The 25,288-nt window shown below is 34.8% G+C and carries 26 protein-coding genes; 11 read left to right on the plus strand and 15 right to left on the minus strand.

From position 1 onward, the window contains the following. Positions 1–63: 63 nt before the first annotated feature. Genes ACMHJ2_RS15185 through ACMHJ2_RS15195 form a run of 3 tightly spaced genes read right to left on the minus strand, consistent with a single transcriptional unit; the run spans position 64 to position 2,561 of the window. Positions 64–621, minus strand: a complete 558-nt coding sequence (locus ACMHJ2_RS15185; protein WP_413513721.1) for a DUF3575 domain-containing protein — start codon at positions 619–621, stop codon at positions 64–66. Between the two features lie 40 nt (positions 622–661). Next, the gene (locus tag ACMHJ2_RS15190) at positions 662–1,396 is read right to left on the minus strand and encodes a metallophosphoesterase family protein (protein ID WP_413513722.1); all 735 of its coding nucleotides are present in this window, start codon (positions 1,394–1,396) and stop codon (positions 662–664) included. After that, positions 1,389–2,561, minus strand: a complete 1,173-nt coding sequence (locus ACMHJ2_RS15195) for a DUF5929 domain-containing protein (protein ID WP_413513723.1) — start codon at positions 2,559–2,561, stop codon at positions 1,389–1,391. The genes ACMHJ2_RS15190 and ACMHJ2_RS15195 overlap by 8 nt, the downstream gene beginning before the upstream one ends. Positions 2,562–2,728: 167 nt before the next feature. Between ACMHJ2_RS15195 and ACMHJ2_RS15200 the strand changes: the two genes are divergently transcribed. The 8 genes from ACMHJ2_RS15200 to ACMHJ2_RS15235 all read left to right on the plus strand — a co-directional run bounded on the left by ACMHJ2_RS15200 (position 2,729) and on the right by ACMHJ2_RS15235 (position 11,743). After that, positions 2,729–3,733 carry an AAA family ATPase gene (locus ACMHJ2_RS15200; RefSeq protein ID WP_413513724.1) on the plus strand — a complete coding sequence of 335 codons (1,005 nt, stop codon included), beginning with the start codon at positions 2,729–2,731 and terminating at the stop codon, positions 3,731–3,733. Positions 3,734–3,818: 85 nt separating this feature from the next. Further along, positions 3,819–4,682 (plus strand): DUF58 domain-containing protein, encoded by an 864-nt coding sequence (locus tag ACMHJ2_RS15205; protein ID WP_413513725.1) that lies wholly within the window; start codon positions 3,819–3,821, stop codon positions 4,680–4,682. A gap of 1 nt (position 4,683) precedes the next feature. After that, on the plus strand, positions 4,684–6,321 hold the full coding sequence (locus tag ACMHJ2_RS15210; RefSeq protein ID WP_413513726.1) for a BatD family protein: 1,638 nt from the start codon (positions 4,684–4,686) through the stop codon (positions 6,319–6,321). Positions 6,322–6,323: 2 nt separating this feature from the next. Then, positions 6,324–7,325, plus strand: coding sequence for a VWA domain-containing protein (locus ACMHJ2_RS15215; protein ID WP_413513727.1), 1,002 nt, complete (start codon positions 6,324–6,326; stop codon positions 7,323–7,325). Positions 7,326–7,332: 7 nt separating this feature from the next. Continuing rightward, positions 7,333–8,364, plus strand: coding sequence for a VWA domain-containing protein (locus ACMHJ2_RS15220; RefSeq protein WP_413513728.1), 1,032 nt, complete (start codon positions 7,333–7,335; stop codon positions 8,362–8,364). A gap of 20 nt (positions 8,365–8,384) precedes the next feature. Continuing rightward, a complete protein-coding gene (locus tag ACMHJ2_RS15225; RefSeq protein ID WP_413513729.1) occupies positions 8,385–9,206 on the plus strand; it encodes a tetratricopeptide repeat protein in 822 nt (273 codons plus the stop codon). A gap of 12 nt (positions 9,207–9,218) precedes the next feature. Next, positions 9,219–10,982, plus strand: a complete 1,764-nt coding sequence (locus ACMHJ2_RS15230) for a BatD family protein (RefSeq protein WP_413513730.1) — start codon at positions 9,219–9,221, stop codon at positions 10,980–10,982. Continuing rightward, the gene (locus tag ACMHJ2_RS15235) at positions 10,982–11,743 is read left to right on the plus strand and encodes a tetratricopeptide repeat protein (RefSeq protein ID WP_413513731.1); all 762 of its coding nucleotides are present in this window, start codon (positions 10,982–10,984) and stop codon (positions 11,741–11,743) included. The genes ACMHJ2_RS15230 and ACMHJ2_RS15235 overlap by 1 nt, the downstream gene beginning before the upstream one ends. Here the strand turns inward: ACMHJ2_RS15235 and ACMHJ2_RS15240 are convergent. Continuing rightward, positions 11,740–12,279, minus strand: a complete 540-nt coding sequence (locus ACMHJ2_RS15240) for a CvpA family protein (protein WP_413513732.1) — start codon at positions 12,277–12,279, stop codon at positions 11,740–11,742. The genes ACMHJ2_RS15235 and ACMHJ2_RS15240 overlap by 4 nt on opposite strands. Positions 12,280–12,374: 95 nt before the next feature. Between ACMHJ2_RS15240 and ACMHJ2_RS15245 the strand changes: the two genes are divergently transcribed. Together ACMHJ2_RS15245 and pheS are read left to right on the plus strand one after the other, a co-directional pair. Continuing rightward, positions 12,375–12,731, plus strand: coding sequence for a hypothetical protein (locus ACMHJ2_RS15245; protein ID WP_413513733.1), 357 nt, complete (start codon positions 12,375–12,377; stop codon positions 12,729–12,731). A gap of 82 nt (positions 12,732–12,813) precedes the next feature. Continuing rightward, positions 12,814–13,830 (plus strand): phenylalanine--tRNA ligase subunit alpha, encoded by a 1,017-nt coding sequence (pheS, locus tag ACMHJ2_RS15250; protein ID WP_413513734.1) that lies wholly within the window; start codon positions 12,814–12,816, stop codon positions 13,828–13,830. Between the two features lie 100 nt (positions 13,831–13,930). On the opposite strand, the gene ACMHJ2_RS15255 is transcribed toward pheS, so the two are convergent. From ACMHJ2_RS15255 to ACMHJ2_RS15285, 7 genes are all read right to left on the minus strand, one after another. Then, the gene (locus ACMHJ2_RS15255; protein WP_413513735.1) at positions 13,931–16,417 is read right to left on the minus strand and encodes a DUF5686 and carboxypeptidase regulatory-like domain-containing protein; all 2,487 of its coding nucleotides are present in this window, start codon (positions 16,415–16,417) and stop codon (positions 13,931–13,933) included. 131 nt (positions 16,418–16,548) lie between these two features. Continuing rightward, a complete protein-coding gene (locus ACMHJ2_RS15260; protein ID WP_413513736.1) occupies positions 16,549–17,268 on the minus strand; it encodes a hypothetical protein in 720 nt (239 codons plus the stop codon). Positions 17,269–17,279: 11 nt separating this feature from the next. Then, the gene (locus tag ACMHJ2_RS15265) at positions 17,280–17,951 is read right to left on the minus strand and encodes a hypothetical protein (RefSeq protein WP_413513737.1); all 672 of its coding nucleotides are present in this window, start codon (positions 17,949–17,951) and stop codon (positions 17,280–17,282) included. Positions 17,952–17,954: 3 nt separating this feature from the next. Then, on the minus strand, positions 17,955–18,593 hold the full coding sequence (locus tag ACMHJ2_RS15270) for a hypothetical protein (protein WP_413513738.1): 639 nt from the start codon (positions 18,591–18,593) through the stop codon (positions 17,955–17,957). 8 nt (positions 18,594–18,601) lie between these two features. Continuing rightward, the gene (locus ACMHJ2_RS15275; RefSeq protein ID WP_413513739.1) at positions 18,602–19,243 is read right to left on the minus strand and encodes a hypothetical protein; all 642 of its coding nucleotides are present in this window, start codon (positions 19,241–19,243) and stop codon (positions 18,602–18,604) included. Positions 19,244–19,268: 25 nt separating this feature from the next. After that, a complete protein-coding gene (locus tag ACMHJ2_RS15280; RefSeq protein WP_413513740.1) occupies positions 19,269–19,928 on the minus strand; it encodes a hypothetical protein in 660 nt (219 codons plus the stop codon). Between the two features lie 30 nt (positions 19,929–19,958). Next, on the minus strand, positions 19,959–20,294 hold the full coding sequence (locus tag ACMHJ2_RS15285) for a PadR family transcriptional regulator (protein WP_413513741.1): 336 nt from the start codon (positions 20,292–20,294) through the stop codon (positions 19,959–19,961). A 143-nt stretch (positions 20,295–20,437) separates the two neighbouring features. On the opposite strand from ACMHJ2_RS15285, the gene ACMHJ2_RS15290 reads away from it, so the two are divergent. Then, entirely contained in the window at positions 20,438–21,490 is a 1,053-nt protein-coding gene (locus tag ACMHJ2_RS15290; protein WP_413513742.1) for an FAD-binding oxidoreductase, read from the plus strand. Positions 21,491–21,821: 331 nt separating this feature from the next. On the opposite strand, the gene ACMHJ2_RS15295 is transcribed toward ACMHJ2_RS15290, so the two are convergent. From ACMHJ2_RS15295 to ACMHJ2_RS15310, 4 genes are all read right to left on the minus strand, one after another. Further along, positions 21,822–22,097, minus strand: coding sequence for a hypothetical protein (locus ACMHJ2_RS15295; protein WP_413513743.1), 276 nt, complete (start codon positions 22,095–22,097; stop codon positions 21,822–21,824). A 107-nt stretch (positions 22,098–22,204) separates the two neighbouring features. Next, positions 22,205–22,819: a hypothetical protein gene (locus ACMHJ2_RS15300; protein ID WP_413513744.1), complete on the minus strand. Its 615-nt coding sequence runs from the start codon at positions 22,817–22,819 to the stop codon at positions 22,205–22,207. A gap of 71 nt (positions 22,820–22,890) precedes the next feature. Beyond that, positions 22,891–24,222, minus strand: coding sequence for an argininosuccinate lyase (argH, locus tag ACMHJ2_RS15305; RefSeq protein ID WP_413513745.1), 1,332 nt, complete (start codon positions 24,220–24,222; stop codon positions 22,891–22,893). A gap of 1 nt (position 24,223) precedes the next feature. Further along, positions 24,224–25,285 (minus strand): M20 family metallo-hydrolase, encoded by a 1,062-nt coding sequence (locus ACMHJ2_RS15310; RefSeq protein ID WP_413513746.1) that lies wholly within the window; start codon positions 25,283–25,285, stop codon positions 24,224–24,226. Positions 25,286–25,288 lie beyond the last annotated feature (3 nt).

Consider the following 25,288-nt stretch of genomic DNA (forward strand, 5'->3'; position numbering starts at 1 on the left):
AACATAAACCCATAAAAAAAGACGTCTTCACAGACGTCTTTTTTTATATGTTATTATTTCTAATTAGAAACGATATCCAATCGAAACACCTGCATTAAATTCAATAGCAGAGAAACGATCGTTTACTTCGCTACTAAAATTTCTTGCTATATTAACAAAAGGCTCAATAGCAAAAGAATCGCCCATGGTCCATTTGCGACCAACACCAATACCTACGATAAAGCTATTCATATCTGTTTTTACACGAACCGGATCAAGTCCTTCTCCCACAGAAATATCTTCTTTAAAATTACCAAAACGGTACTTAATAAAAGGAGATACGCTATAACCACTTCCATTCGCATTACTGTCATCTCCAAAATAATACTTGTAATTTAAGGCAACACTCGTTGTGTTAAATTTCTGGTCTTTGCTCTTGGTTGTATGGTAATACGAAAAGCGATCCATAAAAAATAAATCGGCTCCAATGGATTGATTATGGTCAATAAAATGCTCATAACCCAGTTCTATGGAAGGCACGACAATTGTATTAAGAATATTAATCTTAATTTCATTTACTGCTTGAGCTTTAACACCCAATATTCCACCTAGTAAAAATGCAGCTGCAATTATTTTTTTCATTTGACGTTATCTTTAAATACAAAGATATACTTTTTTATAATTAAGGATGATTTCTTCCCTTTTCTGTTGCATATAAATGAGCCAGAGAATCACTTTGCCAATATTCTTTAGTATCTACATCCATCAAACTAATTTTACCTAAGAACGCTGCACCCGTATCTATATTCCAAACATTGGCAAAATTCACTGGTACATCAAAACCAAAATGGGTTACGGGTGTATGTCCAATAAAAATCTCTGGGTGCAATTTCAGTCTTCGCGGATATAAATGACTCGTTTCATCCAAAGTAACATCCATTGCCATCGCTGTTTCCCAAAGCGTTCTATCCCAATACAAATATTCTTCAAAAAATTCAGCCTCGATTCCGCGCGGATTCGTAAATCCAGCATGAACAAACAATCTGTTGGTTGAATCTATATAATACTTCTGCAAACGTTGAAAAAAAGCAAGATGCTGCGCAATTTTCTCTTCGGATAAACTGCTATAAGCCGCTACGGATGAATCTCCTCCATTTTTAAACCACTGAAGATTGTCCTGTCTAGTTAGCATCCAATTGGTCAAAAGGCTTTCGTGGTTTCCTCTTAAAAACACACAGGAATACCTTTGTTCTAAATCTAATAAAAAATCAACTACTTTATGAGGTTCACTCCATCCATCAACATAATCTCCTAAAAAAATCAATCGGTCTTCTTGTGTTACTTTGGCTCTTTCAAAAAGTTGTATTAAACCTTTATATCCTCCATGAATATCGCCAATAACCAATGTTCTACTCATAACTATCTGTTTCGTATTTAAGCTTGCGCAAGATACGCATAACTTGCTTAAAGCCTATAAACAACTGAGGGTCATTGGCAAATTTTAAATAATCTTTAACCTCAATCAATTCCTCCTTTGCTTGTTCAAAACCATTGAGGTAACAAAGCATCATATTGTAACATAATTTATTTAAAACACGCTCTTCTTTATTAGTTAGTCGTTCGCCTTGTTTTAATTTAAAAATTACTTTTACACTGTTTCTATAAATGTGTTCCAATATATTTTCATTGTATTTGGGCGGTTCAAACAACATCTTACTTTCTATCTTGTAACTGCCATTGTCGTAAAAGTCCAAACGCACTTCTTCAAAAGGATAATAACTCGTTCCATCGTTTAACCCTAGGTTCAAATACTCCGTTAATACAAAGGATTCCGCATCATAAAATAGCGTAACTACATCTAAGGAAGAATAGAAAAGTTTAATCTGCTCATTGACAAATTCAATATCCATCCGCGAATAGAAAGGAATACCGCGAATATTCATTTTTTTTCCAATCCAACAGATAACAAATTGTTCTCTAAATACACTGTAATTCGCATGAAAATCTTTGGTTGCTTGTTTGCCCGATTGTTTGCCCGATTGTGTCATATAACGCACAACACTATCAAGCAAGTGATTTAAATTATTTTGTGAACTTTTTTCAATGCTTTCAACCTGATTTTTATTTCCATTATGAATTAATACTCCATTGGGAATAGAAGTACTTCCAACTCTTGAAAAATAGGTGCCTTCTACAATTTCCCCTATGGTTCGTTTAAACGTTGTCAACTGCGAATTTGGAGCGATTGTAACCAATCCAATTACCTTGTCTTCAGCTAAATCCGTAAAAGTCACATTGTCATAGGTAATACTTGGAGGGTTTGCAAAATAGGCGTTCACTAAGTTCTGAATCTTGCTGTCGTCATAAAAATCAACCCCTACCAATTCATTGTTTGTATCATCCACTCCAACGAGGATAAAAGAGTTATTTTCAGGATTTGAATTAGATAAGGCACAAATATGCTTTAAAAATTTTGCTTTCCCCGATTTGCTGTGTAAATTTAGCTGCCGTTTCTTATCATAGAAACTATTCTCATCGTATTGGGCCAATAGATTTTTAATAAGTAATCGCTTATTTATCATAGCAAATTATTTTTTGTTCTTAAATTTATAAAAAGAAACCCATAAATCATGCCCAAATATTGATTGCCTACTTTAGATTTAACCATCTATTAACAACTTAATAGAGAATATTTTTTGAATTTGCATGAATAATTAAATGAGCGTTATTTTCAGACAAAATTTTTATTATGGAAACACCCGGATCAAATTACGATATTCGAGAATTAAATGAACTTATTGAAAGAGAAAGTGCTTTTATTGACATCTTGACCATGGAAATGAACAAGGTTATTGTAGGTCAGAAGCACATGATTGATCGATTATTAATTGGGTTACTAGGACAGGGCCACATTCTACTTGAAGGTGTACCTGGATTAGCAAAGACACTCGCCATTAATACCTTATCAAAAGCCGTACATGGAACGTTTAATAGAATTCAGTTTACACCGGATTTACTTCCTGCTGATGTTATTGGTACCATGATTTACAACGTAAAGGAAAATGATTTTTCAATTCGCAAAGGCCCTATTTTTGCCAACTTTATATTAGCGGATGAAATTAACCGTGCTCCTGCCAAAGTACAGTCTGCGCTTTTAGAGGCCATGCAAGAGAAACAAGTGACCATTAGTGACACAACCTATCCGTTGGGTAAGCCCTTTTTAGTTATGGCAACCCAAAACCCGGTAGAACAAGAAGGAACGTATCCACTACCTGAAGCTCAAATGGACCGTTTTATGTTGAAAACGGTTATTGACTACCCTAAACTAGAAGAAGAACGCTTAGTTATTCGTCAAAATTTAGCAGGAGAAAAGCAAACAATCAATCCTGTAATTACACTGGATCAAATCCAACGTGCCCAAGATGCCGTGAAAAAAGTGTATATGGATGAGAAAATCGAAAAATATATCTTAGATATTATCTTTGCTACAAGATATCCTGAGCAGTTTAAACTTGAAAAATTAAAACCGCTCATCAGTTTTGGTGCTTCACCACGTGGTAGTATCAACTTGGCAATAGCTGCAAAATGTTATGCCTTTATCAAACGAAGAGGATATGTAATTCCGGAAGATGTTCGTGCCGTTGTTATTGATGTATTGCGCCACCGTATTGGAATTACTTACGAAGCAGAAGCAGAAAACATAACTTCTGTAGATATCATCAATCAAATTGTAAACGAAATAGAGGTTCCATAGTCTGTATAAAACGGCGGATTACCTCTATTTATTTAACGATTATTCCTCCAATTAAGGAGTAATTATTTGGAATAATTCATTTACAATGGAAACGAAAGATATTTTAAAAAAGGTCAAAAAAATTGAGATCAAAACCAAGCGTTTAAGTGATCATATTTTTTCTGGGGAGTACCACACTTCCTTTAAGGGACGAGGTATGACCTTTTCTGAAGTGCGACAATACCAATTTGGCGATGATATTCGCGCCATTGATTGGAATGTAACCGCTAGATATAATGAACCTTATATCAAAGTTTTTGAAGAAGAAAGAGAACTAACCCTCATGCTTTTAGTAGATATCAGTGCTTCTGAAAATTTTGGTTCAACCGATGAATTCAAGCGAGATATCCTTACAGAAATTGCAGCTACCTTAGCTTTTTCAGCTACGCAAAACAACGATAAAATTGGACTTATTTTATTTTCAGATCAGATTGAGTTATTTGTTCCTCCAAAAAAGGGAAAAACCCATGTACTGAGAATTATTCGAGAGCTAATAGACTTCAAAGCAAAAAGCAAAAAAACAGATGTCGCTCATGCCTTGACGTATTTGACTAAGGTCATTAAGAAAAAGTCTATTGTTTTTATCTTATCGGATTTTATTTCTCCAGCGTATGAAAGCACCTTAAAAATAGCGGCAAAAAAACACGATATTACGGGAATACGCCTTTATGATGAACGAGAAAAAGAACTTCCGAATGTAGGGCTAATCACAATATATGATGCTGAAACGCAAGAAGAACAAATCATCAACTCTGGAAGTAAGGAAGTTAGAAATCAATACACCTCTCATTTTTTAAAGCATGAAGACCAATTCAAGAAAACCTTTCAAAAATGTGGGGCTGGCGTTATTAATATGCGTGTGGATGAGAGTTATGTAAAAAAATTATTAGGGTATTTCAAAGCTAGATAAAATGACACTGAATAGAACAAAATACAATCTTTTAAGCGTACTGATTCTTTTGTTATCATCTCAGTTGATGTTAGCTCAGTTACCTATTGAGACTAAAGTAGATACAACAACAATCAAAATAGGAGAATCTATTCAATATACGATTCGTGCTATAACGTCAAAAGACAGCAAAGTATTGTTTCCAGAATCTGAAACCATGGGCTCTTTAGAGGTCTTGGGTTCGTATCCTGTAGACACCGTTAAAAAAGATAACTTGATTGAATTGATCAAAAAATACGACTTGACTCAATTTGATGAAGGAAACTTTACTATACCTGAATTGCCTGTAATCATTGATTCCAAGTTATTCAAAACAGATTCAATTCGCATACACGTTCAAAACGTAGTGGTTGACACGCTTAAAACACCTTTATACGATATTAAACCTATTTCTACGGTGGGCGCATCACCTTCTACGGGATGGTACTACTTGGCTTTTCTCCTTTTAGCAATTCTTATTGGAGTTGGTATCTATCTATTTATCAAAAGATTGCAAGATAAGAATCTTACTGAAGATGATAAATATAGTACGCCTTTTGAAAAAGCAGTTACTAAACTAAAGCAATTAGAGGAAAAACAAAACTGGACGCGTGGCGATGCAAAACCCTACTATTCTGAAATGACCGATATTGCCCGTGCCTTTATTGAAGACACTTTTGGTATTTCTGCTCGTGAATTAACAACATTTGAAACGATTTCAATTTTGAAAAATACCTTGCGTGATAAGGAAGTCAAAATTGACCCTAAAATTATCAAAGAATTTAAACGCGTTTTAGATACGGCTGACTTAGTTAAATTTGCTAAATCACAACCAGAAGATAATGAAATTACCGCTGATACTTCTAAAACTCAGAATATTATCAATGAAATTAATACCGCCTATCCTATTTCGGCCGCTACACAAACTGAGCGAATTCGATTGAGAGAGGAACGCAAAAGAAAGAGAAAAAGAATGCGCCTTGGAATTCCTTCTATTGTGTCAGGCGCTTTAATCTTGTGCATTGGTATACTTTATATTGTCAATACGAATTCAGATCAAAACTTGAATGTATTTACTTTTAACTCAACCAAGCGTTTATTAAATCAAGAATGGATTAACAGCACCTATGGAAGTGGGGTTGGTTTAACGGTTCTTACGCCAGAGGTTTTAATTAGAAAAAATGATCCAACCGTAGGTGATAGTGGGATAGATGGGATTGAAAATATTCAGCAATTTCAAAGTGGTGAATTAGGAGACCCTATCTACATTACCTTAAGTACAATACAAACGGGAAAAGATTTTAAATATAGCGATGAAGAGATTTTAGATCATTCCTTGAAACTAATTATCAAAACCTATGCGGTAGATGGGATTGAAATAACACATGAAAAATTTGAAAATGCTTCGGGGTTAACTGGATTAAAAGTAAAAGGTACTTTTGTTTTAAAACCACATGAAGATAAAGAGAAAAAGCAGAAAATAGCGTTTGAATGCGTGTTGAGCCATGAAAGTAAAAGCCTCTTAAACCAAGTATGGATTTTCCATCATGCCGAAGATGAATATGCAGATACGATTACTGAAAAAGTATTCGATTCTATGCAATATAAACAAGATAAGTAACTATGAGAAACGCAACTTTTTTATATCCAGAATTCTTTTGGTTGTTTCTGTTACTACCTCTTGTAATTTTCATTTGGTATAGAAACAGAAAAAAACAAAAGGCAACTATTAAATTCAGTTCAGTGGATGCTTTTATAGGGCAACCTTCTTTTCTAGTACGCTTACTGCCTTTATCAATAATTCTGAAAGTGATCGCCTTAAGTGCGCTAATTCTTGCTTTGGCACGACCACAAGTTATCAGTGTAGATCACCAAATACATTCTACACATGGTATTGACATTGTGATGGCCATGGATATTTCAGGGAGTATGTTAGCCCGAGATCTAAAGCCCAATCGCTTAGAGGCCTTAAAAAACGTAGCGGGAGATTTTGTGAGTCAACGCGTAGCCGATCGCATCGGAATTGTAATCTATGCTGCTGAAGCGTATACTAAAACTCCTGTTACCAGTGATAAAACCCTCTTATTAAATTCATTGCGCGACATCAAGTATTCCGATGATTTACGAGATGGAACAGCAATTGGCGTTGGTTTAACTACGGCTATTAATCGCATTAAAAATAGTCCCGCAAAAAGTAAAATTATCATTTTACTGACGGATGGTGTGAATAACACGGGTACGATTGACCCTTTGATGGCCACACAAATTGCAAAAGAATATAAAATTAAGATTTATACCATTGGAATTGGAACTAATGGGCTTGCAGAATCTCCTGTAGGCATACAACCTAACGGAGAAATCGTCTATGATAAGATTCCCGTTGAATTGGATGAAGAGTTAATGAAAACAATTGCCAAAGAAACAGGAGGTCAATATTTTAGAGCAACCAACACACAAAGTCTTAAAAATATATATGACGAAATCAATCAGCTAGAAAAGACAAAAATAGATGAACAGAAGTACGTCAATACAGAAGAAAAATTCAGGTTATTTGCTCTTCTTGCTTTTATCTTATTAGCCTTCGATTTTATTCTAAGTAAAACACTTTTTAGAGGATTTATTTAACAGCATTATGTGGGAATTAGATGACAAAAGATATTTTCTATTACTAATTACAATCGCCGTAATTGCGTTGCTAATTGTATGGGAAATACTGTGGAAAAAGAAGGTGCAACGAACATTTGCAACTGCCAAAGCACTACAAGCATTAGCTCCGAATAGATCTGCTAATAAACCTATTATCAAGGCTTGTTTGTATTTTTTAGCGCTAATTGGCATTGTAATTGGTCTTGTCAATCCAAAGATTGGCACTCGAATTGTTACAGTTAAAAGACAAGGTGTCGATATTGTATTTACTTTGGATGTTTCTAAAAGTATGCTCGCTCAGGATATGGTTCCTGATCGTTTGGCAAAAATGAAGCAATTAACCTCTCAAATTATAAACAACCTAGGGCCTGATCGTCTTGGAATTATTGGATATGCAGGGAGTGCATTTCCTATGCTGCCAATTACAACGGATCATTATGCCGCCAAAATGTATTTGCAATCGATGAATACGGATATGGTTTCCTCTCAAGGTACGGCCTTAGAAGATGCCATACACGTGGCAAGCAATTACTTTGATAACCCGCGAACGAGTAAAGTTATGATTCTCATTTCAGATGGGGAAGATCACGGGGAAGCAATTGATTCAGCCATACAAATTGCCAAAGACAAAAACATTAAAATCATCACCATTGGAGTTGGTACAGAAAAAGGAGGTCCTATTCCGATTCGAACAGCCAAAGGGATTGAATACAAAAGAGATTGGGACAATGAAATTGTTATTACAAAACTTGATCCATCTACGTTAAAACACATTGCAGATGCAACAGGAGGAAAATATTTTTATGGTTCAAATACACAAGAAATTGTAGACCTCATCACTCATGAGTTGAATAAAATTGAAAAGACGGATTTTGAATCCCAGCAAATCGCTGAATTCCAGTCGCAATTTCAATGGTTTTTAGGGTTTTCCTTTTTGCTAATTTGTATTGATTTATTCATTCTTGAACGCAAAACGAGTTGGATGAAGAAGTTAAATCTCTTCAATGAAAAAGAATAATGCTTATAGTTTGTAAAAAAATGAAAAATATATATCTACTCTTTCTTTTGTGCTTTTGTGCTTCCTTGACTTCTTTTGGTCAATCAGCAGGTCGTGCTTTAACCATAGGCAATGAAACCTATGATCATAAACAATTTAGTCAATCGGAAGCCGCCTATCGCATTGCTTCTTCAAAAAATGAGAAAAAAGAAATAGCAACGTATAATTTGGGGAATTCATTATTTCGTCAAAAGCAAAATAAAGAAGCTATCTCAGCGTATACTCGAGCGGTTAATGAAGCTACAACCAAAGAAACAAAGCACAGCGCTTATCACAATTTAGGGAATGCTTATATGGCTGAAAAGAATTATAAAGCGGCTGAACAAGCGTATAAAAATGCGTTGAAAAACAATCCGAAAGACAATGAAACGCGCTATAATTATGCGGTTGCCAAAAAATTAAACGAAGAAAATCCACAAGACGATCAGAACCAAGATAATAAAGATCAAGACAACAAGGATCAAGATAATAAGGATCAAGATAATAAGGATAAAGATAATAAGGATAACAAAGATCCGAACCAGGATAAAGGTCAAGATAAAGACAATAAAGGAGGTGATCCGAAGGGAGACAAAAAAGACCAAGGAGATTCGAAAGACAACAAGGATCAAAATTCGGAGAACAAACAACCACCTAGTCCAGAACAGCAAAAACAGCAACAGAGTAAAGAGCAGATGGAACGTATCTTAGATGCTGTTAATCGCGATGAGCAAGCCGTACAACAACGCTTGATCAATAAAAATAAAGCAGGAGATAAAAAAGGGGAAGCCCAAGGTTCTACACAACGTAAAAAAGACTGGTAAAGTCTGTAAACTATGAAAACATTACACCTGTATATTGTATTTGTTTGTGTTCTCTTCACCCAAGTTTTAGTCGCACAAACGACCTTTGAAGCTAGTGTGAACAAAGAACAAACACCTTTAAATGACGTTATTCAAATCGAATTTACGATGAATAGCGATGGAGACAATTTCCGTCCGCCAACTTTTGAGGGATTTACGGTTGTTGGAGGCCCAAATAGCTCAGTTAGCTATGCTTGGATGAATGGCAAAAAATCATTTAAGAAATCGTTTTCTTATTTACTTCAACCGAAGCGAAAAGGAAAAATAACCATTGGCAAAGCAGCTATTCAAATTGAAGGAGAAACGTATACGACGAGTCCTATAACAATTACGGTTACAGATGCTGTTGAAAGACAAGATCCACGTCAGCAAATGAATCAAGTTCAACGAGGATCTTTAGATAAAGTGCACCTCGTTGCAGAAATTTCTAAAACGAAGCCTTTTATTAATGAGCCTGTTACCATTGTATATAAATTGTATTTCAATGCTACGGTTATGGGTTATAGAGGAAATCAAATTCCTACCTATGATAAATTTTGGACTTATAATGTAGATATGCCTCAACGTCCAGAGCTAAAACAAGGCAAGTTCAAGGGAGAGATGTACAATTACATTGTCTTGAAACAAGATGTTGTCATGGCTCAAGAAGTTGGTAAACACCTGATTAAGCCTTTATCTTTAGCTGTTCAGGTCGAAGTTCCAACGGGACGCAGAGACTTTTTTGGTTTTCCAGAATATGGCGTAGTTGAAAAAGAATATAGCTCTCAAGCCCTATCAATTGATGCCCAAGATTTACCTCAAAAGGACAGACCTACTAGTTTTTCAGGAGGAGTGGGTGAATTTATATTTAAAGTAACCCCTTCTATCCAAGAGTTAAAAGCAGGTGAACCGCTTTATTTAACGGTGAGTGTATCCGGAAAAGGAAATTTAAACCTCGTTACCCTTCCTACGCCCGTAGCGCATTCTGCTTTAGAGGTTTACGATCCACAATATTCAGAAAAAGTAAATCCATCCGCCTTTGGATTACAAGGAAATAGAACTAATAAATACACTATTATCCCACAATACAAAGGGGAGTATGCGATTGATCCTATGGAATTTTCGTATTTTGATTTAGCCACTAAACAATATAAAACGATTGTTACAGATACAATAAAAATCAATGTTTTAGAGGGACCAACCTTACCTACAAACAAAGAACTAGCGGGAACAGACGCGATGGATGATCAAGAACTTTTCCAAAAAAACAAGGCAACCTTGACTTTTGTAGAAAGTCAAAAGCCTATGTATTGGAATACCTCTCTTTTCTATATTTTACTTGTTGTTCCTCTTCTAACGATGCCCCTATTTGCGCTGCTAACTCGACTAAGAGCGAATCGCACGAATGACATTGAAGGAAACCGATTGAGAAGAAACAATCGCTTAGCGAAAAGATACCTCAGTGAAGCTAAAAAGCACATGCATAACAAAGCAGTATTCTATGAGGCTTTAGAACGTTGTTTACACAACTTCTTAAAGGCAAAATTACAGATAGAAACTAGTGAAATGAGCAATGATAACATTACAGAAATTTTGCAAGAAAAAACCATTACACCAGAAGCAATCGATTCTTTTATGAGTCTTAAAAACGCTTGTGAATGGGCTCGCTATACACCTACTGATCAGGTGAATATTGTCAAAGATTACGAAACAGCAATTGATGTGATAGATCAATTGGAAAAACAATTTAAATCCTAATGAAAAAACTACCCTTTTATCTTGTTTTTGTCTTGTTTAGTGTATGTATTTATGCACAACCTACAGCTTGGCAAAAGACTTTTGACAAAGTGAATGAAACTTTTCAAAAGGAACATTTCAAAGAAGCTATTGATGGTTATTTAGCCCTAGCCAAACTCTATGATAATTCGCCTGAGCTTTATTTTAATTTGGCGAATGCTTATTACAAGACTGGAGAATACATAAATGCAGTTTACTACTATGAAAAAGCATTAAAGTTAGCTCCTACACTGCAAGAAGCTAAAACCAATTTAAATTTTGCGAAAGAGCACCTAGAAGATGATATTACCCTTATTCAAGAATATGATAAGGCCGATATTGCCCATCAAAGTTTGGGTAAGTTGTCAGCGGATCAGTGGGCGATTTTAGCAACTATTTCGAGTGTGGCCCTATTAATTTGCTTCATGGTATACTATATCAGTCACAACAGCACTTTTAAACGCCTTTTATTTGTAGGAATGCTTCTAAGTTCCTTACTTGGTATCGGTTGTATTTATGCGGCTTCGTTTGAAAGCAACTATACTAAAAATACAGAAATGGGAATCGTTTTTGCTGCGAAAACCGAAGTGAAAGAAGAAGCAAAAAGCACCTCAACCACACTAAGAGAACTGCACAAGGGTACGAAAGTATTTATCTTGGAAAGAAATGCGTTATGGATTAAAATTCGCTTAGAAAATCAAGAAGTAGGTTGGATCAACAAAGACGCAATTCAAGAAATCTAAATAGATTCTGGCGTAGGTGTTTGCATAACATCTACGCTTTTTTCAAATAAATAACGTACCATTTCAAATAAACTAGGGAAAATATGTTCTGAGACGAATACATACAGACCGTAACTTTTAGATGCATTTAAGGTTTCTGGGCTTACAAACGTAATTCGGCTATTTACTTGATCGAATAAGGCATACATCAGACTCATGACCAAGACGATAACTAACACCTGAAATAAGGCTCCTAACAAGCGATTAAAGAAGCCCAAAAAAGCAGCTTCAAAAATCTTTGTGGCAAGTTGCGCTGCTAATCGCACTGCTAAAATGGCCAATACAAAAGCAATTACAAAAGAGAGCGTAGGTAAAAAACTAGATTCCCAACCCCATTTATGTTGTAAAAAATCCTTTACAACATTCGAAAATTTCAAAGCGCCCATAGTCCCAATTAATAGAGACAGAAAAGAAACTACAGAAACAAAAAAGCCTTTTTTTAAGCCTTGAAATACTCCAAAAACTAACGCACCTAACGCTAAAATATCTAATACCATTTCCTCCTCATTTATAATCCACTAAATTATTATTTTTTTCTCTAAATCTCCCTCATAACTAAATTGTATCTTTGTTTGATTAAACAAACAACAATATGGCAAGAGATGAACAATTAAAAAAAAGATGGGAAGATGTCGTCCAAAAAATATCTACCCGCTTTGGTGATGGCGAAGTACTTGATCTAGAAGCAATCATCTATCTTATTGGTGTTCAAGAATTAGGTAAAATTAAAAAACGATATAAAAAAGACGATAAAGTTAATTTAATGCATATTGCGATATGTCGCCTTCTTGAACCTTACGGATATTATGAATTTGACCACTATGACAATGATGGGTGGCCGCACTACAACACCAAAGAACAATTACCGGCTTTACGAGCAGGGGAACAAAGTGTTTTAATGAAAGAAGCAATCGTTAGCTATTTCTTAGAGAAAAAATACATTGATTAATCACGTATAAATAAAAATTTAGCCTGCTTTAAATTTCATGTCTAAATGAAAAGCAGTAAATTTGCCTTTTACTTTACTTAAAATGATAGATAAAATAAAAGAATACATCGGCGAAGCAGAACACTTCCAAACCGATAACAAAGAACAACTCGAAGCTTTTAGAATTAAATTCCTTTCTAAAAAGGGAATTTTAAATGAATTATTTGCCTACTTTAAAACCGTTCCTAACGAGCAAAAAAAGGAATTTGGTCAGGCAATTAATACGCTAAAAAGCGCCATTGAAACTAAAGTAAAAACGATTCAGGATGAAATAGAATCTAAGAATGTACAAGGACTGTATGGCGATTTAACGCGTCCAGGTTATCCTACGCTTCTTGGCTCAAGACATCCTATCTCTATTGTAAAAAATCAGATTGTTGATATTTTTAACAGCATTGGTTTTACTATTTCTGAAGGCCCCGAAATTGAGGACGATTGGCATAATTTTTCAGCATTGAACTTCCCAGACTATCACCCAGCACGTGATATGCAGGATTCATTCTTTGTTCAATCTAATCCACAACATTTATTGCGTACACATACTTCGTCTGTGCAAACGCGCTATATGGAAGACCACAAACCTCCTTTACGTACTATTTCACCAGGTCGTGTATTCAGAAATGAGGATATTTCTTCTCGTTCACACTGTATTTTCCACCAAGTAGAAGGGTTATACATTGATAAAGATGTGTCTTTTGCAGATTTAAAACAAACCTTATTGTATTTTACGAAAGAGATGTTTGGCAAATCTAAAATTCGTCTAAGACCGTCTTATTTTCCATTCACTGAACCGAGTGCAGAAGTAGATATCTACTGGGGATTAAAAACAGAAATAGATTATAGAATTACAAAGGGAACCGGTTGGTTAGAAATTATGGGATGTGGTATGGTTGATCCAAATGTACTTACTAACTGTAACATCGATGCAAATGAATACAGTGGATTTGCTTTTGGTATGGGAATAGAGCGTATCGCGATGTTATTATATCAGATTAGTGATATTCGTATGTTCTATGAAAACGATGTTCGTTTCTTAGAGCAATTTAAATCAAGTTTCTAAACATTTTAGCTATACAAAAGCCCGATACAGTGTGTATCGGGCTTTTTTTTCGGATTGTACAATAAACTAAACTCTTTCCAATCCTACTATCAAACGAATCCTAAAACTCTTTTTTCAATCCAATCATAATTCCGTCTTTAAAGAATGTACTTCCTTGATAAGCGCGTACATAATCTACACGGAATCCTTTCATGCTCCCAATTCCTATATTGGTTAGTCCCGCCGTAAATTCGTGATACACTTTGTTATTCGAAGTTGCCGCATTGTGATAGCCTGCTACAACATTCCATCCCGTCCATTTCAGCAAAGGCAACCGATTCATGATAAATCCTTTAAAATTATATTCTAAATGGGTTTCTACATACGATTTATTCGTACTTAAGCTATAATAAGGCAATAAGTTAAATGAACTCATGCGATCATTGTCTATATTCAAATGGGTTTGATTTCCTGTAAAGTGTTTACGGTCTACATAAGAAATGCCTTCCGCATTAAAGAAATGTCCCCCTTTAATGTTATAAGAAAACTCGCCTTTATTACTCAGCGAAATATCTTGAGCAATACCTGCCGTGATTAAATCATAATTATAACGGTTTAAATTTCCACTAAATGCTTTTTCATATCCGATACTAAGCTTTGGATATTTGTAATTCTGCATATAATAACGCTCTTCGGGATAGGAAATATACTTCATCCCTAAACGAATATTTGCTCCTATACGGAATTTATACAGATGGTGTAATTCAAGGGGTGCGCTTAACGTATTTAGAGGATCCGTAGGGTCATTTGAGGTATAGGCTCTGCTTCCTGTATAAAAAGACCCATTGGCGTTGTTAAACAAGGGTTTTCTCTGTTCATAGCCCAATTCTGTAGTCAATGCAATCGCCTCTTCAACAAATTTTCCTTTATATCCTATATACGCTTCTTCTTGATTGTAATATTTGGCAAAATTCTTTCTAAAAAGCAACGAGAACAATGAATTGAATACCTCACTAATATTCTCTTTGTGGAACTGCTCTATTTTAGTCCCCCCTTTTACATAAAGGAACGATTTATTTGCATCTTTAAACTGATGGCTTAGACTTCCATACGCTCTAAATCGCTCCGAAGCAAATCCGTAATTAAAATCAGCCTTTGCGCGCGTATATGATTTTTTATCTTTACTATAAAAAGTACTCGAAAGGCTTGAGCCCATAAAAAAACCTTGAACGGTATTGAACCCTATTTTATCGAGCTCGATAAGTCCATTATACGTAAAAGTAAAGCGCTCACTTGGGTTTTTATACGCATACCCCGTTACTGGAGATAACCATGTAAAGCGATTATGTACCATGCGAATACTATCTTTATAGTGTGGAGAATCTTTAACTTCTCGGATACTATCTTTGACGTGGTAATCTTTTAGTTCTTCTACAGTTAAAGGATATAATCGGTGATTATTCCAATACGCCTCTTCTTTCTTATTGACATCTTTGGCAAAGGACAAAACCTCTTTTCCAAAATCTGCTCGGGTAAAATTGGGTATAAAATCATAGTTATTAAATACGCTTAAGAAGGTTCCTTGTCCTTTAAATCCAAGCAAACTAATCAACATATCCAAGGTTTGAGAACGCTTTACCCAAGTTTGATTGGTTTCGTTATAAAAGAAATTCTGACTAATTGTGATCGATTCAAGAAAGGGTTGTTGTAAACTTACACCCGTAACTGTTAAATCAACCCCATAAATTGCAGCTGTTTGATCCACAATATAAATATCTCCATAAAAAACCGGTTGATTCTTTACCTTGGGTGTTACTTTAATTTTATTAATTACTACTCCATTATCTTTAAACGTAGCTTCTAAACTAAATTTATAAAAAGCAAAGGCCTGTTGTGCAATAGGAGAAACGAGTTGCATGCCGAAATCCGCCATCGTTAGGTAGTTTTCGTAAAAATCGTAAAACGATTCATCCGCCGTATTAAAGCTATATCCGTTATTGTTACCACTTATTTTAGAGGCAACAATATGTTCTTTTAGTTGATTCGGTTTTTGGTACTTTAATTCAGAAACGGTTTCGGATAAGTAAAGAATTCCTTGTCCTAAAGAATCCAATCCGGCTACTTTATCACCGTTAACAAGTACTTTATCTTTTGCAAACTTGGGTATTTTTAAGCTTTTTATCATTCCCTTCGAATAGAAGTCCGCAGTAAAAGAAGCCATCCCTTTGGTGTTTTGTTCTTTATTTGCGATAGCTCTACGGATAATATCATCCGCTGGATTTTTACCCACTTTAATCACAATATCATCCAATTGAAATTCTTCCTCCACTAAAACGATAGTGAGATTCATTGGTGTTCCTTGATATTGAATTGTTTTTCTCTCGGTTTTATAGCCTAGAAATTGAAATGCCACGGTATAACTACCTTCAGCTCTTGGTTTAATTTCATACTCGCCCCTGTCATTGCTGATGACTCCTTGTTGGGTTTGTTCTAAAATTACTGTTGCATAGCTAATTGGTTTTCCTTCTTTATCTTTAATTGTCCCCTTTACTTGTGCAAAAGCAAATAGCGATATAAAGAACAGAAACAAGGTGAATACTAATTTCATACTCTATTTTTTTGGTTGATATAGAATAAGACGCTCATCTTTTGCTTCTGTTACAACTTCTTAAAAATTGGTGTTAATTTTCATGCAATTGCATAAAAAAAATGACTGGATCCAGTCACTTTTATTTCATATTAAATAGCTAAAATTCTATTTTTTTGTTCTTGTAACTCACGCTTAATATGGGGTACAACAATTGCCTTTAACACATACACGTACAAGATTGTCAACGTTAACCATAACGCAGATAATACGGCAAGAAAGGTTGATACTGCTCTTGCTTGATTAACGGAATAACGGGGCATGAGCCAACCTAGAACAAAGAGAGTCAGTAGGTAATAGGGCCATATCTCCAGATTAAACAAAACACGATCCAACAACCATTTTTTCTCTCCGGATTTATTTTGTTTGATCTTATTTATATACAATTGAATAAATTGATAGATCAAAAATAAAAAGCCAACAAGTTTTAGATTATCTCCCGAGAGCGCGAGAGCTATTACTTTTACCTGCTTAAACCCAACAAACAAAACCAAAAACAAAGCTAGGGACACCACAAGTTTTGGAGGGGTAAAAAAAGATTTCATCCGCTTAAAACTTTCCTTATAATAGGCATTACTCAGCTTATTTACCTTTTGTTCTACGACATCACTAAAACCGAATATTCCAAATTTTTTGAAGGCTTTGTTCAAAGCAAATTCAAAAGTTAACTGCCTATCTTCTCTCCATTGTTCTTCAATATCATTCGCTAAATGATCTACTAATTCGAGTTCTACATCGTAAAATTCTACATAATGTTTGCGAACAAATAAATGTAATTGTTCTATTTCTTCTGGTATAATCTTTCGTTCCATCGTATCTCGTCTTAAACGGCTTTCCATTTTATTTGATATAGTTTTTCTTTTTGGTAGTCCATTCGCCAATGAATCATATAAAACAACGTCACGCATCCCAGGAGTACATAAGTATAAAAAACCCAATCTTCATTTGGAATTATCTTCAGTTGAGAGAGTAATGTCATGACAACAAAAGTACTTTGTACGAGTACAAGTCTTTTAAACTCGATACGCAAAAAGGTGCCTGTTGCCGTATACAAAGGTGCCTTTTTTACTAAGCTGTAATTACGTAAATACACGATTCCACAACTGATAAATATGATTCCTAAGATTCCCAACCCGATTAAAAAATTTTCGTCTAAATCCACAAAGCGATGAAATAGGCTAGCAGATAATAGGGTCGTTAATATTCCAAACAGACAAGCCTTTCCTCCGCGATTGAAGCGTTCTTTCATCCATTGTTTGGCAATAAAATGGGGTATGCCTCTAAAAATGGATTTAGCTGGTTTTAACAACGGATCCCATTTTGCAATGACTGAAACAAAGGCCTCCTCATACGCTTTAGAATTGAGCAGCTCTGCTTCTATATCAGCTGCAATATGATCTAACACTTCTGCGCGAATGTCAATATAGAATAAGCGGTAGTGTTCAATTAAGAATTGTTCGATATGTTGAAGTTGATGTTTTGTTAGTTTATTCATCACTTAATTAGATTGTATGGTTTCTTTAAACTGATATAATCGGTAAGAGAAATAAGTATTATATGCAAACAAAAGACAAGAAGAAAACCATATAGTGGTTGCTCCATAAATCAAAGCAGGGGTATTCCACAGCCAACCAAAGAGCAGGGGTATTAATAGCATTGCACCTCCATTTAAATATCCTAAATATTGTATTTGCGTTCTATAATAGACAACAGCATAACTCCCCTGGTCTTTTACTTGATGTAAATACCACCTACTCAAACTCCATGAAGCAATTAAAAGAAAGAAACTACTGGTTTTTACTAGTATACTCCATTCTCCAACAACTGACAGTAAGACCATTAACCCTACAATTATCGCAACTTGAAAGCGCAGATCTGTTTGAATCAAGCGTTTTGCAATAAAACGCGGTATTTTTTGATATCCATTAAAAGAAGAAGGCTGTAAATTTTTGTGCCATTTACTAAGTATCAGTTTAAATGCTACTGAATAAGAAACTCCTTGATTCATTTTCTCTTCAATTTCACAAGCGATATGATCTAGCACCTCATCACGTACATTTTCATCTCTCTCCATATGATATTGTGAAGTTAAAAAATACTTGATGTCTTCTATATGTTGGTTAGTTAGCGTATTCATTATTTCTTTTAAATTACTTGCGTCTTAGATAGCTTGTATTTTTGGATTATTTTACTGGTAAACAAGATATTCCAGACTAAAACATTCAATGTCAAAATAAAAATGTGATAGGGAGATAAGAAAAAAAATGTTCCAAATTCTGCTTTTAGATTTAACATAGCTAAAGTCAGGGTGATGATATTCACAAGCATCAAATGCTTTAATCCTTGCATATAAAACATCATTTCATAGCATTTTTGTTTAAAAAATCGCTTCTGGATGCCCACAGATAAAAGAAAACCCAGTAGAATGATAACCAAGCTAAACCAAGGATTAAGTACACTTTCGATTAAGCTATATCTATCTCCAAACCAGCTCACAAAAAACAACAGAATCAAAAAGAAGTAAGTAATCCCATCTTTTTTATACAGTCGTTTTACAACCAATGTGGGTATTCCTTTTTCTCCTAAGATAGGTTTTAATTCAAAATGCCAATTCCCTATACTACTTTTCAAAGCCTCCTCATAAGCCATTCCCCTATTCATGCTTTCTTCTATTTCACAAGCAATATGATCTACACTTTCATTGCGAAATCCGTCAAAATGCAAATCATATTGCGTTATCAATAAATTTTCTATCGCTCGTAATTGGCTCGTGGTTATTCTATTCATTTTTTCTTTTTTAAATGCAATTCTCTTACTCCTTCAATTCTTGTGTAATTCTAAACTGCTGATACTTACTATAGTTCCTAAATTGATACAACAAATGGGTATTGACTAAAAAATAAAACACGATTAAAAAATCTAGACTAAACGTATTGGTATCCTTGCCCCATAGAATATGAAACAAAAATACCCCCACTAAAGCTATGCCTGCTTTAAGCAAGACTACTAATCCCTTGCTTTTAAAAAAGTCCAAGCGGTAGTCTTTTAAACCTCGTAATTCCCAAAACATTAATCCAATTCCAACGCCATTGAGCATAAATAAACAAAACAATAACAATGCTTTATCAATATTCAAATACATACCTCCTAGAATCAAAGCAAAACCAAGAATAATCGATAGACATAGTGATTTGAACTCAACTTTTCGGTATGTTGCATTTAATTGATTGACAATAAAATGAGGGATTCCTTTATAAAAGCCTTTTTTATTTGATAGTAGTTTTATATTCCATCTTCTAAATACGAGTATGGTCGCTTCTTCATCCGTTTCTTCTTCATCCATTCGATTTTCAATTTCACAAGCGATATGATCTAAAAGCTCATTGCGCATCGCTTCATATTTTAAATCATACTTAATCAGCAATCGCTTTTCTATGTCTTGAATTTGTTCTAGCGTTAATTTGTGCATCATCTTTCAGCTTAGGTTGACAACAAAAGGCATTTAAGTCAATTTCAAATTGACAATATTTTGCATATTTCGAATAAAACTTTCTAGTTCCTCCAATTTGTTCGTAGTTTCTTTTACTCCACTTTCTGTCAATTTATAATATTTCCTCACTCGACCATCTACACGTTCCATCTCGACATCTAAAAAGCCATCCGCTTCTAATTTGTGCAACGCTGGATATAAAGCCCCTTCTGTTAAGCTCATCTCTCCCGCTGTTATTTCTTTTACTTTTTGCGTAATCTCATAGCCATACATCCGATCATTTTCAGCCAATAGCTTCATAATAATTGTATTGAGACTTCCTTTGTATAATTGTTGTTGTTTTGCCATATATAAGAATCCTAGGTATACAAATATACTCTTTTTTTGATACCTATGAATTATAGGTATGATAATTTTCGTTAATCCGAGATTTAAAACTTCCTTTTACTCAATGGGTTTTGTATTTTTGCGAAAATAAACAGAACTAAACGATGTCAAGATTCAACACATTAACGGTCAAAGAGATTCGAAGAGAAACTCCGAATGCCGTATCGATCGTATTTGATATTCCTGCTGCATTACAACAAGATTATACCTTTGTTGCTGGGCAATATCTCAATATTAGTCATGAACATAAAGGCAAAGAAATAAGACGTGCTTATTCTATCTGTTCTACCCCTCAAAGTGGAGAAATTCGCATTGTTGTCAAAAAAGCAGAACAAGGTGTATTCTCGACGTATGCCAATGACACGTTGAAAGTGGGGGATCAATTAAATGTAGAAGCTCCTGAAGGACGTTTTATGTTTACACCAAATCCTAAAGCAACAAATACCTATGCTGCTTTTGCTGCGGGTAGTGGTATTACACCTGTAATGTCTATTTTAAAAACGGTTTTAGAAGTAGAACCTCAAAGTAAGTTTGTTCTTGTTTATGGAAATAAAACAAGGGAAGAAACTATTTTTCACACCCAGTTACATCAACTTCAAGAGCAATATCCAGAACAATTGTATGTTCACTTTGTTTATTCAAGAATGAAAGAAGAAGATTCTATCTTTGGACGTATTGACAAAGCGGCCATAAATTTTGTAGTTAACAATAAACATCAAGATAAAATCTTTTCAACCTATTTTTTATGTGGCCCTGAAGCCATGATTGATATAGTAAGCGAGACACTTCAATCAAAAGGAGTAAAAAAAGAGCAAATTTTATTTGAAATATTTACCCCTAGTACAGAGGGAAATGAAGCTGTAGCACCCCTAGGAGGAAGTACTAAAGTCACTGTAGTTGTTGACAATGACAAAACAACTTTCGAGATGTCAAGAAGTGAAGTACTCCTAAATGGTGTTTTAGAAGCGGGTATAGATGCACCGTATTCGTGCCAAGGTGGAATTTGTAGTTCTTGTATGTGCAGAGTGACCAAAGGTTCTGCAACAATGAAACGCAATAGCATTTTAACGGAGGATGAAATTGCTGAAGGTTTAATTTTATCGTGCCAAGCAATTGTCACCTCAGATGAAATTCACATCGATTACGATGATATTTAATAAAAAATGCCCCAATAAGTTAGATTACTTATTGGGGCATTTCTCAATAGCATCTAACCTCTACCTTTTTATTAAATATCTCGTCTCGTAAAATATAAATATACTTTTTCATCATATTTATGGCGCGAATAGTTAGACATTCTGTCTTCGATACGCAAATAATCTCCTTGAAAGCCGATTTCCAGATTAATCCGACCTTCTTCATCCACTTTTAGTTTGTCTAGACTATCATTTGAACCTAATAAATTAGTTCGCAATACCCTTCTTTGACTAAGGTATTTTTCTTCAATGAAACAATATCTAATCCAGCACAGGCTCTATTCATTCTATATTAGTGAATACCGACAAGCTCATTAGCTTCAAAAATTAATTTCATCAAATCATTTCTATTGCATGATGTAGAAGTAGGCGGTAACATACTCGACTTTCTTCCTTCTACTATAAACCCTGCATAAATATAAGGTTCAACTCCCAAATCTGTTAAACTTTTCAAAGGAAGGTATGTTAATGAGAAAACCGGGGCAATATCCATTGCATAATCACTTTTTGAACAAGCACCTAGCAAACTACTTATTAAAAACAGTACTATTACAACTAATTTTTTCATTGCATTAATTAAAATTTTAAACAAATCTAATTAAAAAAAGTGCTTAATCGCTTTAATTACTACTCAACTATACTAAAACTTTTTTAATCAAGATATTCGTTCATAAACTACTTTTCTTTGCTTTTAAAATACAAATATACCTTATCCGTTTGTTTCGGACGAGAATAATGTGACATGCGATCCTCAATACGAAGATATCCACCTTGAAAACCTATCTCGAGTGGACCATCATAACGTTCCCGTGATTTAACCACATCCAACGTAGATTTCACTATCCTTTCAAAACTGGGTTTTTCTTCCTCTTCTAATCCGGGTTTTTCTTCCTCTCCTGAATATGATCCTCCTGAATATAAGCTTGTTTCCATAATGCCCGTATCCAACAATTGATTATTCGTCAATAGAATAACTGTATATCCTCCTATACATCCAGAATTACTTCTGTGAAATTGGAAAAATATTAAATCTCCATTTGCGTTAAAAACAGGAGCAAAAATATCATCTTTCTGGCAAGAATCTGTATTCTCTGCTAATAAACTTACTTTCCTACCTTCTGCCTTGAAACCTGCATAAAAATAAGTTCCTTTACCCAAATCTGATAGATCCTTTAATGGGATATACTCTGCTGAAAAAATGGGATCACCTTTTATCCCTCCCTCATCACTTGAACAAGAAAGGGTTAGTAGTCCTAAGAAGACAGCTATAATTAAATTTAAATTTTTCATACGTTACGATATTTAACATAAATTTAAACAAAAAAAGCTTATAAAAAAAATTATAAGCCTTTTACAATCAATCACAACACTAAACGTACTAGTTTATCCTTTATTTGATCAAATTTGAAAGACTGATAAATCCCTTCAAATTCTAATTTTATTTCTTCGTTCATTAAATTTCCAAGACTTCCTTGATGGGAATGAAGCACCTCTTTACTCGGTTGATAGGTTCCTTCTTCAATAGCTAATCCAATGTTTTTATAGGCCTCTCTAAAAGGAATTCCCTCTAAAACCTGCTTATTAACAACCTCAACACTAAATAAATAATCATATTTTGAGTCATTTAAGATTGCTGAATTAATCTGAATGTTATCCAACATCAGTTGGGTTAAATCTAAACACTCTTTCAATGAAGTAAAAGCGGGAAAGAGATTTTCTTTGAGTAACTGCAAATCTCTATGATAGCCTGACGGTAAATTGGTAGTCATCATAGCAATTTCATTGGGTAAAGCTTGTATTTTATTACAACGGGAGCGGACCAACTCCAACACATCTGGATTTTTTTTATGAGGCATAATACTTGAGCCTGTAGTTAAATGAGCTGGGAATGCAATAAAACTATAATTTTGATTCATATAGAGACAGCAATCCATAGCCCATTTTGCTAAAGTTGCAGCAATTGCACTCAATCCTTGTGCTAAGATACGTTCTGTTTTTCCTCTTCCCATTTGGGCATAAACCACATTGTAATTCATGCTTTGAAAACCTAATAGATCTGTGGTCATTTGTCTATTTAAGGGAAAAGACGATCCGTACCCAGCGGCAGAACCTAGTGGATTTTTATTCACTACTTTCCATGCTGCCAGCAAGAGTTCCATATCATCTACCAAACTCTCTGCATACGCCCCAAACCAAAGTCCAAAAGAAGAAGGCATCGCCACCTGTAAGTGTGTGTAACCAGGCATCAATACTTCCTTATGTTGATTGCTTAATTTTTGAAATGTTGCAAAAACAGTTTTCACTTTATGAACAATTTCTTCAATTTCATAACGGAAATACAGTTTTAAATCGACCAATACCTGATCGTTTCTTGAACGTCCAGCATGAATTTTTTTTCCTGCTTCTCCAATTCTTTGTGTTAGAAGTAATTCTACTTGGGAATGAATATCTTCTACACCTTCTTCAATAGAAAACGTTCCATTTACTATTTCATGATAGATTACTTTGAGTTCTTTTTGAATTATTGTTAGCTCATCTTGCGTCAATAAACCAATCTGTTGTAACATTTGTGTATGCGCCAAGGAACCTAACACATCAAAAGGAGCTAAATGTAGATCTAGTACTCTATCTTGACCAACCGTAAAAGTATCTACCTCCTGATTTACTGTTGTATTTTTTTGCCATAACTTCATTTTACTTCACGATTTGGTTTAACATTTCAATATAAAGGGCTATTCCTTCTTCTATTTCATTTACATATACGAATTCATCCGCTGAATGAGATCGAGCAGAATCACCAGGGCCACATTTTAAAGATGGGATATCTAGCAAGGCTTGGTCGCTCGTAGTTGGAGATCCATAGGTGGTACGTCCTAAAAGTATACCTGCTTGAACAATAGGATGTTCTTTTGCAATAGAAGAAGGTTTTAAACGAGTTGAACGTGGTTTTACTTCACAAGCAACTTGTTGCTGTATGATTTCCAAAACTTCCTCATTGGTATAGGCATCCGTCACACGAATATCTACAACAAATTCACACGTAGCAGGCACAACATTATGTTGGGTTCCTGCCTGAATCATTGTAACATTCATCTTGATGGGGCCAAATTCTTCTGAAACCTTTGGAAATTTATAAGTTGTAAACCACTCAATAGCTGGAATTGCATTTAAAATAGCATTATCCCCCTCCTCACGTGCGGCATGTCCGGAACGACCTTTAGCAACGCAATCTACCACCATTAAGCCGCGTTCTGCTATCGCCAATTGCATTTGTGTGGGTTCACCAACAATAGCAAAGGCTAAATCCCCTAATTTAGGGATCACATACTCCAACCCATCTGTTCCAGAAATTTCTTCTTCAGCAGTAGCAGCCATGCAGAAATTATACTTTAAATACTTTTGCTCATAAAAATATAAAAAGGTTGCAATCAAAGACACTAAACATCCTCCTGCATCATTGCTTCCTAACCCATAAAGTTTTCCCTCTATTATTTCTGGTAAAAAAGGATCCCTCGTATAATCTTTATTCGGACGAACGGTATCATGATGAGAGTTCAACAAGATCGTCGGTTTATCTGGGTTGTAATGTTTATTAAAAGCCCAAACATTATTTAATTCTCGGTGAATGGAAACACCCTGTTGAACTAAAAAACGGGCTATTATATCTGCCGTTTTATCCTCTTCTTTACTAAAAGAAGGAGTAGCAATTAATGTTTCCAGTAGTCGTATAGCCTGTGTTGTTACTTCTTTTTTCATTTT

Origin of the sequence: Myroides odoratus, from assembly GCF_965118575.1 — a bacterium.
GTDB classification, from domain to species: Bacteria; Bacteroidota; Bacteroidia; order Flavobacteriales; family Flavobacteriaceae; genus Flavobacterium; species Flavobacterium odoratum_B.